This is a genomic window from Aquincola agrisoli (genome assembly GCF_036621135.1).
GTDB lineage: Bacteria > Pseudomonadota > Gammaproteobacteria > Burkholderiales > Burkholderiaceae_C > Aquincola > Aquincola agrisoli.
In genome coordinates this window covers 187939-202849 of record NZ_JAZIBG010000019.1, presented here as the reverse complement: position 1 = coordinate 202849, position 14911 = coordinate 187939, and the positions used below count along the sequence as shown (strand labels likewise).

Below are 14911 nucleotides of genomic sequence, written 5' to 3'. Positions count from 1 at the left end.
GTGCGGACCCTCGCAAGACGTAACGATTTGCCTGCGGCTACGATGCCCCGCTCCCCCTTTGGCACGAGGAGTTCACGGTGCGTTCATCCGCGTTGTTCGCCAAGTTCTGCGGCGTGGCGGCCTGCCTGGCCGCCCTGCCCGCCGTCCAGGCGCAGGATGGCCCTGCGGCCGCACTGCCGCTGTGGGAGATCGGCGCGCTCGGCTTCGGCGTCTCCCAGCAGGCATACCCGGGTGCCGACGAGCAGGTGAACCGCGGCCTGGTGCTGCCGTTCCTCATCTACCGCGGCCAGTTCCTGCGCGCCGACCGGGAGACCGCCGGGCTGCGCGCGGTCAAGACCCGCCGGATGGAGCTGGACATCGGCTTCGCGGGCGCCTTCGGGGCCGATTCCGACGAGGTCGAGGCCCGGCGCGGCATGCCGGACCTGGGCACGCTGGTCGAGTTCGGCCCGCGCATCAAATGGCAGCTCGGCGACGGTCCGGCCGGCGGCCGCTGGCGGCTCGAGCTGCCGCTGCGCGGCGTGTTCGATCTCAGCGACCGCCTGGCGCACCGCGGCATGGCCTTCGAGCCGGAGATCGTCTACGAGCGGCGCGCGTCGGGCCGCTGGGCCTACTCGGCGTCGGCCAGCGCCGTCATCGGCGACCGGCGCCTGGCCGACACCCTTTACGGCGTCGCCCCCGTCCATGCCCGGCCCGACCGGCCGGCGTACGCCGCCGGGAGCGGCCTGATCGCCTGGCGGCTGGGGGCCTCCTTCTCCTACCAGCCCGCGCGGGACTGGCGGCTGTTCGGATTCGCGCGCATCGACACCGTCGAGGGCGCAGCCAACCGCGGCAGCCCGCTGGTGCGCCAGAACACCGGCGCGTCGGTGGGCGTGGGCGTGACCTACACCTGGCTGCGCTCGCAGCGCGCGGCGTTCGACTGACTCAGCACGTCCAGGGTGCCGGATCGCCGGTGCGCAACCCGTAGCGCACGATGGCCTGCGCGCACAGGCCGCCGTCGACCGTGCCGGCGCGCGACAGCGCGTCCAGCGCCGCCAGCACGACGTGATGGCGGTCGACTTCGAAGAAGGCCCGCAGCGCGGCGCGGGTGTCGCTGCGGCCGAAGCCGTCGGTGCCGAGCACGGTGAAGCGCGCTTCGAGGTAGGGCGCGATGAGCTGCGGCCACGCGCGCAGGTAGTCGCTGGCCGCGACGATGGGTGCCGCGCCGCCCAGGCACTGCTCGACATGGCTGCGCCGCGGCGGCTCGCCGGGGTGCAGCCGGGCGTGGCGCGCTGCGGCCCGGGCATCGCGCTCCAGCTCGCTGTAGCTCGTCGCGCTCCAGACCTCGGCCGGCACGCCCCAGTCGTCGGCCAGCAGCTTCGCCGCGGCTTCCACCTCCTGCAGCAGGGTGCCCGAGCCCAGCAGCCGCACCGCGGCGCTGCCGCCGGGTGCGGCAGCGCGCCGGTACAGGCCCTTCACCACGTCCTGCGCCACGCCGTCGGGCAGCGAGGGCTGGGCCTGGTTCTCGTTCATCAGCGTGACGTAGTAGAAGCAGTCCTCGCCGTGCACCAGCATCCGGCGCATGCCGTCGTCGAGGATCACCGCGAATTCGCCTGCCGACGCGGGGTCGTAGATGCGGCAGTTGGGCACCGTGGCGGCCATCAGCAGGCTGTGCCCGTCCTGGTGCTGCAGGCCCTCGCCACCCAGCGTGGTGCGCCCGGCGGTCGCACCGAGCAGGAAGCCCCGGGCGCGCTGGTCGGCGGCCGCCCAGATCAGGTCGCCGACGCGCTGGAAGCCGAACATCGAGTAGAAGATGTAGAAGGGCAGCATCGGCGTGCCGTGCACGGAGTAGCTGGTGGCCGCGGCCGCCCAGGAGCTGACGGCGCCCGCCTCGCTGATGCCTTCCTCCAGGATCTGGCCATCCTTCGCCTCGCGGTAGCTGAGCACCGAGCCGATGTCTTCCGGTTCGTACTGCTGGCCGGTGCTGGAATAGATGCCGATGGTCTTGAACAGGTTGGCCATGCCGAAGGTGCGCGCCTCGTCGGCGACGATGGGCACGACGCGCGGGCCCAGGCCCGGGTCCTTCAGCAGGCCGGCGAGCATGCGCACGAAGGCCATCGTCGTGCTCATCTCCTTGCCCTCGGCCTGCAGCGCGAACCCGGCATACCCCGAGACCGGCGGCACCGCCAGCGCCTGGTGCGCCGCCGTGCGCGAGGGCACGAAGCCGCCCAGTGCCGCGCGCCGGGCCAGCAGGTAGCGCATCTCGGCGCTGTCGGCAGCCGGCTTGTAGAACGCGAGGCTGGCCGCCTGCTCGTCGGACAGCGGCAGGTCGAAGCGGTTGCGGAACGCGATCAGGTCGCTGCGGTCGAGCTTCTTCTGCTGGTGCGTGGTCATGCGGCCCTGGCCCGCCTCGCCCATGCCGTAGCCCTTCTTGGTCTGCGCGAGGATCACCGTCGGCCGGCCCTCCGCCCGCACCGCCGCGTGGTAGGCGGCGTGGATCTTCACGAGGTCGTGGCCGCCGCGCTTGAGCCGGTCGATCTGCTCGTCGGTCAGCCCCTGGGCCAATGCCCGCAGCGCATCGTTCTGGTTGAAGAAGTGCTCGCGGTTGTAGCGTCCATCCTTGGCGGCGAAGGTCTGGAACTGGCCGTCGACCGTGCCGGCGAAGGCGCGTGCCAGCGCACCCTCGCGGTCGCGCGCGAAGAGGCCGTCCCAATCCGAGCCCCAGACGAGCTTGATCACGTTCCAGCCCGCGCCCGCGAACAGCGCCTCCAGCTCGTCGACGATGCGGCCGTTGCCGCGCACCGGGCCGTCCAGCCGCTGCAGGTTGCAGTTGACGACCCAGATCAGGTTGTCGAGCCGCTCGCGCGCGGCCAGCGTCAGCGCGCTCATGCTCTCCGGCTCGTCCATCTCGCCGTCGCCGAACACGCCCCACACCTTGCGGCTGGCCGGGCCGCTGGCAGGGGCCTGCGCATCCAGCACGCCGCGGTGCTGCAGGTAGCGCATGAAGCGGGCGTGGTAGATCGAGCTGATGGGACCGATCCCCATCGAGCCGGTGGGGAACTGCCAGAAGGCCGGCATCAGCCACGGATGCGGGTAGCTGCTCAGGCCCTGCACGCCGGCGCGCCGTGCACTGATCTCCTGCCGGTAGTGCGCCAGGTCGTCGGCGCTCAGCCGGCCCTCGAGGAAGGCCCGCGCATACACGCCGGGCGCCGAATGCGGCTGGTAGAAGACCAGGTCGCCGCCGAAGCGCGCGTCGCGGGCGCGGAAGAAGTGGTTGAAGCCGACCTCGAACAGGTCGGCCGCGCTCGCATAGCTGGCGATGTGGCCGCCCAGTTCCCCGTAGGCCTGGTTGGCGCGCACGACCATCGCCAGCGCGTTCCAGCGCATCAGCGAGGCGAGCCGCTCCTCGATCGCCAGGTCGCCGGGGAACGGCGGCTGCCGCTCGGCGGGGATGGTGTTGACGTAGGGCGTGCCGCGCACCGGCTGCCAACCGACCGCCGGCTCGCGGGCCGCCTCGGCGAGCAGGTCCATGATCTGCCGCACGCGCGCGGGCCCGGCCGCTTCCAGCAGCGCCTGCAGCGCCTCGCGCCACTCGGCGCTTTCCTGCGGATCGTCATCGGGCCGGGCGTGCATCGAGGCGTCGGTCATGGAACCCCTGTCGGTTGGCGTGGACATTCCCGGCCCGATGATGCATCGAACCGGAGGCCCCGGTCGACCGGGCGGACCCCGGACCGGCGCGCGTCAGGCAGGCGCGCGCAGCGTGAAGCCGAAGGTGTTCAGCCCCTGCTCGGAGCGCACGAACACCGAGCCGCGGTGCATCGCCGCGATCGCCTTGACGATGGCCAGGCCCAGGCCGTGGTTGCCGCCGCTGTTGCGGCGCGCCGTGTCGACGCGGTAGAAGCGGTCGAACAGGTGCGCGAGGTGTTGGCGTTCGATGGCACGGCCGGGGTTGCTGACGGCCACGGTGACGTGTTCGCCCGCGCGGGAGATGGCCACGGTGATCTCGTCGCCGGCGGCGGAGTGCTCGATGGCGTTGCCCAGCAGGTTGCCCAGCGCGCGCTGCAGCAGCGCCGTCTCGGCGCAGCCGCGGGCATCGCCGTGCACGGTGACGCGCACGCCGCGCTCCTCGATCAGCGCATCGAGGAAGTCCACCACCCTGGCCACCTCCGCCGCGATCGAGACTTCCGACGGGTGCGAGGCTGCCGCGCCCTGGTCGACCCGGGCGAGGAACAGCATGTCGTTGACGATGGCCTTCAGCCGCTCCAGCTCCTCGAGGTTGGAGTGCAGCACCTCCGCCAGCTCGGCGGCGTCCCTGCGGCGCGTGAGCACCACCTGGGTCTGGCCGATCAGGTTGGCCAGGGGCGTGCGCAGCTCGTGCGCGACATCCGCATTGAAGGCTTCGAGCTGCTGGTACGCCGCCTCCAGCCGCTGCAGCGCGCCGTTGAAGGACGCGGTGAGGTCGGTGAGCTCGGCCGGCATCGGCGCCAGCGCCAGGCGCTGGTGCTTGTGGTTCGGATCGAGCGCCTGCGCCTGGCCCGACAGCCGCTTGAGCGGGCGCAGCCCGACCCGCGCGATGCCCAGGCCGAGCGCGGCCACCGCCAGCACGCCGGCCGCGCCGAAGCCGATCAGCGCCAGGCGGAACGCGGCCAGCGTCTCCCAGAACCGCAGCGGGTCCTTGGCCAGCACGATCGTCACCTCGGGCCGGTCGCCGTCGCCCGGCACCGTCTTCGCCCAGGTGACCAGCAGGCAGGGATGGCCCGCCTCGGCCAGCGTGCCGAAGCCCCCTGCGCGGGCCAGCGCCTCGATCTCCGGCGTCGGGGTTCCGTAGCGGAAGGCCGCGTTGCCGCTGACGATCCACAGCCGGGTGCCGTTGCGCTCCAGGTCGGCCGCGCCGAGCTTGGGCGCCAGCCACAGCCGCCACTGCGACTCGCTCTGCACGCGTGCGACCTCCGACTCGACCCACGAGCCGCGCAGCTTGGCCTCCCCGCGCACCTGCCGCGCCATGCCCTCCTCGAGCACCTGGTACAGCGCCAGCCCGGCGAGCAGGAAGACGACGGCCGCACAGCCCGCGAACATCGCGGCCAGCCGGATGGACAGGTAACGCGTCATGGCGCGTCGCCTTCGCGCTCCTCGAGCACGTAGCCCATGCCGCGCATCGTGTGCAGCAGCTTGCGCGGATAGGGGCCGTCGAGCTTGCCGCGCAGCCGCTTGACGGCCACCTCGACGACGTTGGTGTTGCTGTCGAAGTTGATGTCCCACACCAGCTCGGCGATCTCGGTGCGCGACAGCACCTGGCCGGCACGCCGTGCCAGCGCGGTGAGCAGCGCGAACTCCTTGGCCGTGAGGTCGATCCGGTCGCCGCCGCGGTGCACCTTGCGGCCCAGCAGGTCCAGCGTCATGTCGCCGACGGTGATCGTGGTGGGCTCCAGCTGGCGGCTGCGGCGCGACAGCGCATGCAGCCGCGCGCTCAGCTCCAGGAACGAGAACGGCTTGACGAGGTAGTCGTCGGCGCCGTCCTGCAGGCCGCGCACGCGGTCCTCGATGCGGTCGCGCGCCGTCAGCATGATGATGGGCACCTGCTTGGTGCGCCGCACGTCGCGCAGCACCTCGAAGCCGTCGATGCCGGGCAGCATCGCGTCCAGCACGATCACGTCGTAACGGGTTTCCAGCGCCGCGTGGCGGCCGTCGATGCCATTGGTGGCCACGTCGACCACATGGCCCTGCTCCGTGAGGCCGCGGCGCAGGTAGTCGGCGGTCTTAGCCTCGTCTTCGACGATGAGTACGCGCATGGCGTCAGTCTAGCCAGCCGGTCCGGGGACGGACCGGGCCGGCACCGCCCGTCAGTTCGCCGACGTGGCCGACGCGGCGCGGGCTTCGCTGGTGGTGCCCTGCAGGCGCGCCAGCTCGGCGCGGAATTCCGGGCCGCCACGCCACTGCTGGTACAGCGCCAGGCGGCGCTGCACGTCGGCGCTCTGCGGGTCGTAGCTCTCGAGCTGCGACAGCAGGTCGAGGCCGGCGCGGCGCCACAGCGCCGCATCGGCCTGCACTTCGGCGCGTGTGAGCGGCGCCGCGGCGCCCTGGGCCGCCGGCTGTGCCGGGGCGGCGTGCGAGAGGGTCGTCAGGCCGGCGAAACCGAGCACGGCCAGGCCGAAGGTGAACTTTGCTTTCATGGGATGCCTTTCACGATGAGCGGGAGGGAAGCGGCCGCCGCCAGGCAGCGGCCCCTGCGCCCCGGGCAACGCCCTCTTCTCCGATGGAAGGCGTGGTGCCCGATGCGTGAAGGCATCCTAGGAAGCGGGCCCGGCCGGCAGGCTGACGGCCCGATGACAGTTTTGTCATCGGGCGCCGCGGGCCCCGCCGGTCAGAGCCGCTCGAAGACCGCCGCGATGCCCTGACCGCCGCCGATGCACATGGTGACCAATGCATAGCGGCCACCGGTGCGCTGCAGCTCGTACAGCGCCTTGGTCGCGATCACGGCGCCCGACGCGCCGATCGGGTGGCCCAGGCCGATCGCACCGCCGTTGGCGTTGGTCTTGGCCATGTCCAGCTCCAGGCCGCGCGCCACCGCGATGGCCTGCGCCGCGAAGGCCTCGTTGCTCTCGATCACGTCGATCTTGTCGAGCGTCAGGCCGGCCTTCTTCAGCGCCATCTTGCTGGCCGGGATCGGGCCTTCGCCCATGATCTCGTTGGGCACGCCCGCCACGGCGTAGGACACCAGGCGCGCGATCGGCTTGTGGCCGCCGGCCGCGGCCACCTTGGCATCGGCCAGCACGAAGAACGCGGCGCCGTCGTTGATGCCCGAGGCATTGCCGGCGGTGACGGAGCCGTCCTTCTTGAACGCAGGCTTCATCTTGGCCAGGGCCTCGAGCGTGGTGCCGGGCTTCACGTGCTCGTCGGTGTCGAAGACGACCTCGCCCTTGCGGGTCTGCTTGACGATGGGCACGATCTGCGACTTGAAGCGGCCTTCGGCGATGGCGGCCGCCGCGCGCCGGTGCGACTCGACGGCCAGCGCATCCTGCTCCTCCCGGCTGATGCCCCACTTGGCGGCCAGGTTCTCGGCGGTGATGCCCATGTGGCCGACGCCGAACGGATCGGTCAGCGTGGCGACCATCATGTCGACCAGCTTGGTGTCGCCCATGCGGGCGCCGCTGCGCATGGCGGCCGACAGGTAGCCGCCGCGGCTCATCACCTCGACACCCCCGCCGATGCCGTAGTCGCAGTCGCCGAGCAGGATGTTCTGCGCGGTGGTGACGATGCCCTGCAGGCCCGACGAACACAGCCGGTTGACGGACATGGCCACCGAGTCCATCGGCAGGCCGGCCTGGATCGACGCCACGCGGGCGACGTAGGCGAACCGGCTCTCGGTCGGGATGGTGTTGCCGACGGTCACGTAGTTGATGGCCTTCGGATCGACGCCGGAGCGCTCGATGGCCGCCTTCATCACGGTGCCGGCCAGTTCGGCCGGCTCGGTGTCTGACAGGGCGCCGCCGAACGCGCCGACCGCGGAACGGGCTGCGCCCAGGATCACTACATCGCGGTTGCTCATATGCTTGGCTCTTTCATGGCAGTGGAAGACAGATGCGCTGCCGGCTCGGCAGCCCAGGCCGCGGCTGCGGTGCGGCGGCCCGGCAACGCCAGGCCGCGCACCGGGCGACAGGCGTAGCCTATACCCAGTTCCAGGCGGCGCCGTCCGTAAGGCGTGCGGCGCAGCCCGTGCGTGCGGGCTCAGTCCCTAGAATGCACTGCAGCGGCCACGGCTCGTCCGTCGGCGCCCTCCCCGCTTTGACCTCAGCATGTCCCATGGCCTCTGCACCGTTGACCTGGCCCCGTGCGCTTTCCGGGGCTGAAGAAGTTCGTCACGCGCCGATGTCGCCGCGACGCCGCGCCACGCTGATCGGCGGGCTGGCCCTGGGCTGTGGGGCCTGGCGGCGGGCCCGGGCCCTGGAAGTGCCGAGCGCCGAGCCGCTGCTCACCGTCGTCGGCCGCGTCCGCTCGCCCAACCGGGGCGACAAGGCGGTGTTCGACACCGGGATGCTGCGCCGCATGCAGCAGGCCGACATCTTCACCCGGACGCCGTGGTACAGCACGGCGCGCAAGTTCACCGGACCGCTGGTGCGCGACGTGCTGGCCGCCGCCGGCGCGCGCGGCCAGAAGGTGCAGGCCATCGCGCTGAACGACTACCGGGTGGAGATCCCCTTCGACGACCTCGTGCGCTACGACGTGGTGCTCGCCCACCTGCTGGACGGCAAGCCGATGCCGGTGCGCGACAAGGGTCCGCTGTTCATCATGTACCCCTTCGACCGCCAGCCCGAATTGCGCACCGCGGTGTACTTCAGCCGCTGCGCCTGGCAGCTGACCGGCCTCGAAGTCCTGTGACGAGCCGCAGCGCCGGCGCCCCCCAGCCCCGACGTGGCTGGCTGATCGGCATGGTCGGCGCGGTGCTGGTCGCCGCCTTCGCGCTCGCGGCCACGGTGCAGTGGCACCAGTTCCGCTCGCTGAATGCGGCGATCCAGTTCCAGGGCGACTTCCTGCTGGTCAACCTGAACCAGCTGGAGGTCGAATACATGCGGCTGCAGATGCAGTGGCGCGAGGCGGCGCAGCAGAAGCCGCTCGACCGGGACGCCCTGCAGCTGCGCTATGACATCTTCGTGAGCATGGCCAACCTGCTGGAGACCGAGCGGGCCGCCCGCTTGATCCGGGACCGCAGCAAGCTGGACAGGACGACGCACCAGCTGCAGGCGTTCGTGGCGGAGGCCGACCGCTACCTGGGGCCGGAGCCGGTCCGGGAGCTCGACGAGGCGTCGCTGCGCACGCTGCTGCGCGATCTCGAGGCGCTGACCGATCCGATCCACTCACTGTCGATCTCCGCGTCGCACGAAGTGGCGGCGCAGATCTCGCGGCGCAACCAGACGGTCCGGGAGCACAACATCGTCAGCGTGGCGCTCACGCTGGTGCTGTGCGTCAGCACGCTGGTCTTCGCGCTGATCGCCGTGCGGCAGATGCGCCAGCTCGAGCGCCGCCAGCTGGGCCTGGAAGCGCTCGCCGCGCGCCTGCGCGACGCGCGGCTCGACGCCGAGGCCGCCAGCCAGGCCAAGAGCGTGTTCCTGGCCAACATGAGCCACGAGATCCGCACGCCGTTCCAGGGCCTGCTGGGCATGCTTTCGCTGCTGCGCGACACGCGGCTCAACGCGATGCAGCTCGACTACCTGCGCACCGCGACCGAGTCGGCGGACCACCTGCTGGCGATCCTGAACGACATCCTCGACATGTCCAAGCTCGAATCGGGCACGCTGACGCTGGTGTCGGACACGGTCGTCGTGCCCCGGCTGCTCGGCGACATCGAAGCGCTGATGAAGCCGCAGGCCGCGGCGAAGGGGCTCGCGCTGCGCATCGACATCGCGCCCGGCGTGCCGCAGCGCATCGTCGCCGACGCCACGCGCGTCAAGCAGGTGCTGTTCAACCTGACGAGCAACGCGATCAAGTTCTCCGACCACGGCTCGGTCACGCTCAGCGCCGGCCTCTCGCACGGCCAATTGGCCTTCACCGTCGCCGACACCGGCATCGGGATGGACGACCAGACGATGGCGCGCCTCTTCCAGCGGTTCACGCAGGGCGACACCTCGCGTTCGCGGCGCCATGGCGGCACGGGCCTGGGGCTGGAGATCTCGCGCAACCTGGCACGACTGATGGGCGGCGACATCCGGGTCAGCAGCCGCACCGGCGAAGGCAGCACCTTCGTCTTCGTGCTGCCGCTGCATGCGGCGCAGGACCAGGACGGTGCGGGCGACGCGGCATCGCCCCCACCGTCGTTCGGGCCGTCGCTGCAGGTGCTGGTCGCGGAGGACCATGCCGTCAACCGCAAGTACCTGGAAGCGCTGCTCGGGCGGCTCGGGCACACGGTCTCGTTCGCGGCCAACGGGCAGGAGGCCGTGCGCGCCGCCAGCGCCCGGCGCTTCGATGCCGTGCTGATGGACCTCCACATGCCGGAGCTCGACGGCGTGGGCGCCACGCTGGCGATCCGCGCACTCGGCGGCGACCACGGCCGCGTGCCGATCATCGCGCTGACCGCCGACGCGTTCGCCGAGACCCGCGAGCGCTGCCTGGCCGCCGGCATGACCGCCTTCCTGACCAAGCCGGTCGAAGCGCGCCAGCTCGCCCGCGTGCTGGCGGAGCACGCCGGCGGCGCCGCGGTGCCGCCGGGGGGGCCCGCGCGTTCCCCGGCCGTGCCGCCCGCGGAAGAGCCGCTGCTCGACCGCCAGGTGCTCGACAGCGTGATCGGCGTGATGACGCGCGACCGCTTCGCGCTGCTGGCCGAGGGCTTCCTGCAGGACTGCGCCGCCATCGTGCCCCAGATGGTCGATGCCGCGGTGCAGGGCAGCATCGAGGCGATACGCGCCACGATGCACGGCACCAAGGGCGCGGCGCTGAACCTCGGCCTCCAGCGCCTGGCTTGCGCCGCACAGGCGGTGCGCGAAGCCGCGCCCCAGGGAGACGCTGACGAACTGCTGCGGCGTGTGCGGCACTTCGACGCGGTGAGGCGATCGACGGCCGACGCGCTGCAGCAGGAAGGCCTGATGCCGCAGCCGGCCGGCGCCTGAGCCGGCTCAGACGATGACGGGCTCGGGCTCCAGCCGGATGCCGAAGCGGCCGTAGACGCTCTCCTGGATCGCGCGCGCCAGCGTCACGACCTCGGCCCCGCTCGCGCCGCCCCGGTTGACCAGCACCAGCGCCTGCTTCTCGTAGACGCCGGCGCGGCCCACGCTCTTGCCCTTCCAGCCGCAGGCGTCGATCAGCCAGCCGGCGGCCAGCTTCACGCTGCCGTCGGGCATGGGGTAGTGCACCACGGCCGGATCGCGGCCGATGATGTCGCGGCACTGCTCCACCGTGACCACCGGGTTCTTGAAGAAGCTGCCCGCATTGCCGACGTCGCTCGGGTCGGGCAGCTTGCCGCGCCGGATGTCGCACACCCAGCCGAACACCGTCTGCGCGTCAGGTGCGAAGTTGCCGGTCTCGTGCATCCGGCGCTCGAGCTCGAGGTAGCCGAGCACCGGCTGCCAAGGCCTGGGCAGGCGGAAGCGCACGTGGGTGATGACGCTCTTGCCCGCCAGCCCGCCGAAGCCTTCCTGCTTGAAGACGCTGTCGCGGTAGCCGAAGGCGCAGGTGCGTGCGTCGAGGGTGACGCTGCGGCCGGTGACCAGGTCGACGGTGCTCAGCGACTCGAAGCGGTCCTTCAGCTCGATGCCGTAGGCCCCGATGTTCTGCACCGGGGCGGCGCCCACGGTGCCCGGGATCAACGCGAGGTTCTCGAGGCCGGGCCAGCCCTGGGCGAGCGTCCAGGCGACGAAGTCGTGCCAGTTCTCGCCGGCACCCGCTTCCACGATCCAGGCATCGGGCCGCTCCTCGACCAGGCGGCGGCCGCGCACCTCGACCTTCAGGACGACGGGCGACACGTCGCGCGTGAAGACCATGTTGCTGCCGCCGCCGAGCACCAGCTTGGGCGCGCGGCCATACTCGGGGTGGTCGACCACCCGGCGCACGGCCCGGGCGCTGTCGATGCGCACCAGCGTACGCGCCACGGCCGGCAGGCCGAAGGTGTTGAGCGTGCGCAGGCTCGCGTCGTGCTCGATCTGTAAGGCCGTTGCCAAGCGTTGCATGGCAGAATTTTCGCCGATTCCTCCCTCCCAACCCTTTCTCCACTCCGTAGCGGGTGCTTCCCATGCCGAGTTTCGACACCGTTCTCGAACCCAACCTCGTCGAGGTGCGCAACGCCGTGGACCAGGCCGGCAAGGAGATTGCCACCCGCTTCGACTTCAAGGGCTCCAGCGCCCGCGTGGAACTGGCGGACAAGCCCACCGAAAAGACGATCACCCTCTACGGCGACAGCGATTTCCAGATCGGCCAGGTCAAGGACGTGCTGGTCGCCAAGCTCAGCAAGCGCAGCGTCGATGCACGCTTTATCGACGACAGCGCCAAGATCGAGAAGATCGGCGGCGACAAGGTCAAGCAGGTGCTGGTGCTCAAGGCGGGCATCAACGCCGAGCTGGGCAAGAAGATCCAGGGCATCGTCAAGCAGAGCAAGCTGAAGGTGCAGGCGGCGATCCAGGGCGACACGGTGCGCGTGACCGGCGCCAAGCGCGACGACCTGCAGGCCGCGATGGCGCTGCTGAAGAAGGACGTGGACGTGCCGCTGTCCTTCAACAACTTCCGCGACTGATGCGGTCCGCCCTGCGCGCCGCCCGCGGGCTGCTGCCGGTCCTGGCCGCGGCGGCCAGCCTGCACGCCGGCGCCCAGAGCGTGACGTTCAACGGCAGCATGGGCGAACGCGCCGCGCTGCTCGTGATCGACGGCCAGCCCCGCACCCTGGCCGTCGGTGCATCGCACGGCGCCGTCAAGCTGCTGGCCGTCGGCCCCGAGGGCGCCCGCGTGGAGATCGCCGGCTCGCAGCTGCTGCTGCGCATCGGCGCCGCGCCGGTCAGCCTGGCGGGCAAATCGGCTGCGGACACCGCGGGCGACGTGGTGCTGACGGCCGGCACCGGCGGGCACTTCATGTCCGGCGGGCAGATCAACGGCAAGACGGTGCAGTTCATGGTGGACACCGGGGCCACGATGGTGTCGCTGTCGCAGGCGGAGGCGGACCGGATCGGCCTGGACTACCGGCGCGGCCAGCGCGGCATGACGCAGACGGCCAACGGCCCCGTGCCGGTGAACCTGGTCACGCTGACCTCGGTGCGCGTCGGCGGCGTGGAGGTGTACCAGGTGCCGGCGGTCGTGCTGCCGGCGCAGATGCCCTACGTGCTGCTGGGCAACAGCTTCCTGAGCCGCTTCCAGATGAAGCAGCTCAACGACACGCTGCGTCTCGAGAAGAAGCCCTGATCAGCCGCTGGTCGACAGCAGCTTGGCGGCGGTCGTGCCCTGGCGTTCCGCCGTCTGCAGCAGCTTCATCTGCTGCTCGAACTGCCGGCCCGCGGAGATCATCGCGACCATCGTCTCGACGGCGCTGACGTTGGAGCCTTCCAGCGCGCCATCCTGCAGGCGCGCTGCATCGTCGGCCGCGAGGTCGCCCTGCGGCGCGCGGAAGAGCCCGTCGTCGCCGCGTGTCATCGGCCCCTCGGGCGTCACGAGCTTCAGCCGGCCGACCTCCACCGCCGCCTGGCCCGGCGTCTTCGCGCTCACCGTGCCGTTGGGGGCGATGCTGACCTGGCTGTTCGGCGGCACCGTGAGCGGGCCGCCGTCGCCCATGACGGTCAGGCCGCCCTGGGTCACCAGCGTGCCCTCGGCGGTGACGTCGAGCGCACCGGCACGGGTGTAGGCCTCGGTGCCGTCCAGCCCCTGCACCGCGAGCCAGGCGTTGCCCTTCATCGCGACGTCGAGGTCGCGGCCCGTCGCCTGCACGGCCCCGGGCAGGTCGTTGTAGCCGACGGTAGACTCCAGCGAATACACGCGCGTGCTCGCCCCGTCGCCGCGCACGGGCACGGCGCGGAATGCCTGCAGCTCGGCCCGGAAGCCCGTGGTGGTGGCGTTGGCCAGGTTGTGCGAAAGCACGTCCTGCCGCTGCAGGGTCGCCTTGGCGCCCGACATCGACAGGTAGATCATGCGGTCCATTCGGTTCCTCCGTCGTCAGCCGCCGGCGTGGCTGCGCTGAGCGTCAGCGCAGGCTGACCAGCGTCTGCAGGACCTGGTCCTGCGTCTTGATCGTCTGCGCGTTGGCCTGGTAGATGCGCTGGGCGGTGATCATGTTGACCAGCTCGCCGGTGAGGTCGACGTTCGACTCCTCCAGCGCCCCGGCCTGCAGCCCGCCCATGTTGCCCTCGCCGGGCACGTTGACGACCGGATCGCCCGACGTGTAGGTGCGCGCCCACAGGTTGCCGCCCAGCGGCTGCAGCCCCTGCGGGTTGCGGAAGTTGGCCAGCTCGATCTGGCCCACGGGCTTGGATTCGCCGTTGGAGTAGCGCGCCAGCACGATGCCGTTGTCCTCGACCACGACGCCCGAGAGCGTGCCGGCGGCATAGCCGTCCTGCAGCAGGTCGGACACGCCGAAGGCCGAGCCGTACTGCGTGGAGTTCGACAGGTCGAACTGGATCCCGGTGATGGGCAGCGTCGCCGCGCCTGCGGTGTTGGTCGACGCCGGGATGTCGATCGTCACCGGCCCCGCCGGGCTGGTGATGGTGCCGCCGTCGGTGCTGAAGGTGACGGTCGTGAGCGGCTGCGGCGCCGCGTTGGTGCCCGCCACCGAGGTGCCGTTGGCCGTGGCGTAGATGTTCCAGGTGTCCGCCGGCGAGGCCGCCTTCTGGAAGTAGTAGGTCATCGCGACCTGCTGGCCCTTGGCGTCGTACAGCGTGTGCGACGTCGCGTTGTTGTAGGTCTTGGCGTCGTTGAAGTCGATGCCGGTGCCGCTGGCGGGTGCGGTGGCGCCCAGGCGCGAATCCAGGTTCATCTCGAGGTCGATCGAGGTCGTGACCTGCGGGCTGATGCCGGCGGTGGGCAGCCTCAGCGGCTGCGAAAGGCCCGGCTGGATCACCCCCGCGCCGTCGGCGGGATAGCCGAGCAGGTTGAGCTTGTCGTTGTTGACGATGTAGCCCTCGCGGTCGACCTTGAACTGGCCGTTGCGTGTGTACATCGTCGGGTTCTTGCCGTCGGTGACCTGGAAGAAGCCGCCGCCGTTGATGGAGATGTCCATCCCGTTGTCGGTGGTGGTGATGTTCCCCTGGGTGAACTGCTGCGCCACGGTCTGCAGGTTCACGCCGATGCCGATATGGTTGGCGCCGGCGCCGTTGAGGGCGCTGGCGTACATGTCGGCGAACTCGGCGCGCGAGGTCTTGGCGCCGTAGGTGTTGGCATTGGCAATGTTGTTGCCGATGACGTCGAGGTTCTTGCTGCTGGCGTTGAGGCCCGACAGGCCTTGTTGGAAGCTCATGGTGGGGTCCTGTGGGTCGAG

The 14911-nt window shown here is 71.1% G+C and carries 13 protein-coding genes; 5 read left to right on the top strand and 8 right to left on the bottom strand.

Annotation, left to right across the window (positions count from 1 at the left end):
* Positions 1-77: 77 nt before the first annotated feature.
* A complete protein-coding gene (locus tag V4F39_RS07195; protein ID WP_332288635.1) occupies positions 78-920 on the top strand; it encodes a MipA/OmpV family protein in 843 nt (280 codons plus the stop codon).
* Between the two features lies 1 nt (position 921).
* On the opposite strand, the gene mdeB is transcribed toward V4F39_RS07195, so the two are convergent.
* The 5 genes from mdeB to V4F39_RS07170 form a co-directional block, all read right to left on the bottom strand.
* Positions 922-3624, bottom strand: coding sequence for an alpha-ketoglutarate dehydrogenase (gene mdeB / locus V4F39_RS07190; protein ID WP_332288634.1), 2703 nt, complete (start codon positions 3622-3624; stop codon positions 922-924).
* Between the two features lie 93 nt (positions 3625-3717).
* The gene (locus tag V4F39_RS07185) at positions 3718-5085 is read right to left on the bottom strand and encodes a heavy metal sensor histidine kinase (protein ID WP_332288633.1); all 1368 of its coding nucleotides are present in this window, start codon (positions 5083-5085) and stop codon (positions 3718-3720) included.
* Entirely contained in the window at positions 5082-5765 is a 684-nt protein-coding gene (locus tag V4F39_RS07180) for a heavy metal response regulator transcription factor (protein WP_332288632.1), read from the bottom strand. Before V4F39_RS07180 ends, V4F39_RS07185 begins: the two co-directional genes overlap by 4 nt.
* Positions 5766-5816: 51 nt before the next feature.
* Positions 5817-6146 carry a DUF4148 domain-containing protein gene (locus V4F39_RS07175; RefSeq protein WP_332288631.1) on the bottom strand — a complete coding sequence of 110 codons (330 nt, stop codon included), beginning with the start codon at positions 6144-6146 and terminating at the stop codon, positions 5817-5819.
* Between the two features lie 191 nt (positions 6147-6337).
* Positions 6338-7522 carry an acetyl-CoA C-acyltransferase family protein gene (locus V4F39_RS07170; RefSeq protein ID WP_332288630.1) on the bottom strand — a complete coding sequence of 395 codons (1185 nt, stop codon included), beginning with the start codon at positions 7520-7522 and terminating at the stop codon, positions 6338-6340.
* A gap of 320 nt (positions 7523-7842) precedes the next feature.
* Here V4F39_RS07170 and V4F39_RS07165 point away from each other — a divergent pair, with 320 nt between their 5' ends.
* Complete coding sequence (locus tag V4F39_RS07165) at positions 7843-8352, top strand: putative pterin-binding protein (RefSeq protein ID WP_332288629.1); 510 nt, start codon at positions 7843-7845, stop codon at positions 8350-8352.
* Positions 8349-10574 carry an ATP-binding protein gene (locus V4F39_RS07160; protein WP_332288628.1) on the top strand — a complete coding sequence of 742 codons (2226 nt, stop codon included), beginning with the start codon at positions 8349-8351 and terminating at the stop codon, positions 10572-10574. Before V4F39_RS07165 ends, V4F39_RS07160 begins: the two co-directional genes overlap by 4 nt.
* Before the next feature lie 6 nt (positions 10575-10580).
* On the opposite strand, the gene murB is transcribed toward V4F39_RS07160, so the two are convergent.
* Positions 10581-11630 (bottom strand): UDP-N-acetylmuramate dehydrogenase, encoded by a 1050-nt coding sequence (gene murB, locus V4F39_RS07155; RefSeq protein WP_332288627.1) that lies wholly within the window; start codon positions 11628-11630, stop codon positions 10581-10583.
* A 62-nt stretch (positions 11631-11692) separates the two neighbouring features.
* On the opposite strand from murB, the gene V4F39_RS07150 reads away from it, so the two are divergent.
* The gene (locus V4F39_RS07150; protein WP_332288626.1) at positions 11693-12190 is read left to right on the top strand and encodes a YajQ family cyclic di-GMP-binding protein; all 498 of its coding nucleotides are present in this window, start codon (positions 11693-11695) and stop codon (positions 12188-12190) included.
* Entirely contained in the window at positions 12190-12849 is a 660-nt protein-coding gene (locus V4F39_RS07145; protein WP_332288625.1) for a retropepsin-like aspartic protease family protein, read from the top strand. Before V4F39_RS07150 ends, V4F39_RS07145 begins: the two co-directional genes overlap by 1 nt.
* Here the strand turns inward: V4F39_RS07145 and flgF are convergent, their stop codons facing one another.
* Together flgF and flgE are read right to left on the bottom strand one after the other, a co-directional pair.
* Positions 12850-13578: a flagellar basal-body rod protein FlgF gene (gene flgF / locus V4F39_RS07140; protein WP_332288624.1), complete on the bottom strand. Its 729-nt coding sequence runs from the start codon at positions 13576-13578 to the stop codon at positions 12850-12852.
* A 43-nt stretch (positions 13579-13621) separates the two neighbouring features.
* Entirely contained in the window at positions 13622-14890 is a 1269-nt protein-coding gene (gene flgE, locus V4F39_RS07135) for a flagellar hook protein FlgE (RefSeq protein WP_332288623.1), read from the bottom strand.
* Positions 14891-14911: the final 21 nt, after the last annotated feature.

Coding starts and splice junctions, on each gene's coding strand:
- mdeB (WP_332288634.1), bottom strand. CDS start 3,624: ATGACCGACGCCTCGATGCACGCCCGGCCCGATGACGATCCGCAGGAA.
- V4F39_RS07185 (WP_332288633.1), bottom strand. CDS start 5,085: ATGACGCGTTACCTGTCCATCCGGCTGGCCGCGATGTTCGCGGGCTGT.
- V4F39_RS07180 (WP_332288632.1), bottom strand. CDS start 5,765: ATGCGCGTACTCATCGTCGAAGACGAGGCTAAGACCGCCGACTACCTG.
- V4F39_RS07175 (WP_332288631.1), bottom strand. CDS start 6,146: ATGAAAGCAAAGTTCACCTTCGGCCTGGCCGTGCTCGGTTTCGCCGGC.
- V4F39_RS07170 (WP_332288630.1), bottom strand. CDS start 7,522: ATGAGCAACCGCGATGTAGTGATCCTGGGCGCAGCCCGTTCCGCGGTC.
- V4F39_RS07165 (WP_332288629.1), top strand. CDS start 7,843: ATGTCGCCGCGACGCCGCGCCACGCTGATCGGCGGGCTGGCCCTGGGC.
- murB (WP_332288627.1), bottom strand. CDS start 11,630: ATGCAACGCTTGGCAACGGCCTTACAGATCGAGCACGACGCGAGCCTG.
- V4F39_RS07150 (WP_332288626.1), top strand. CDS start 11,693: ATGCCGAGTTTCGACACCGTTCTCGAACCCAACCTCGTCGAGGTGCGC.
- V4F39_RS07145 (WP_332288625.1), top strand. CDS start 12,190: ATGCGGTCCGCCCTGCGCGCCGCCCGCGGGCTGCTGCCGGTCCTGGCC.
- flgF (WP_332288624.1), bottom strand. CDS start 13,578: ATGGACCGCATGATCTACCTGTCGATGTCGGGCGCCAAGGCGACCCTG.
- flgE (WP_332288623.1), bottom strand. CDS start 14,890: ATGAGCTTCCAACAAGGCCTGTCGGGCCTCAACGCCAGCAGCAAGAAC.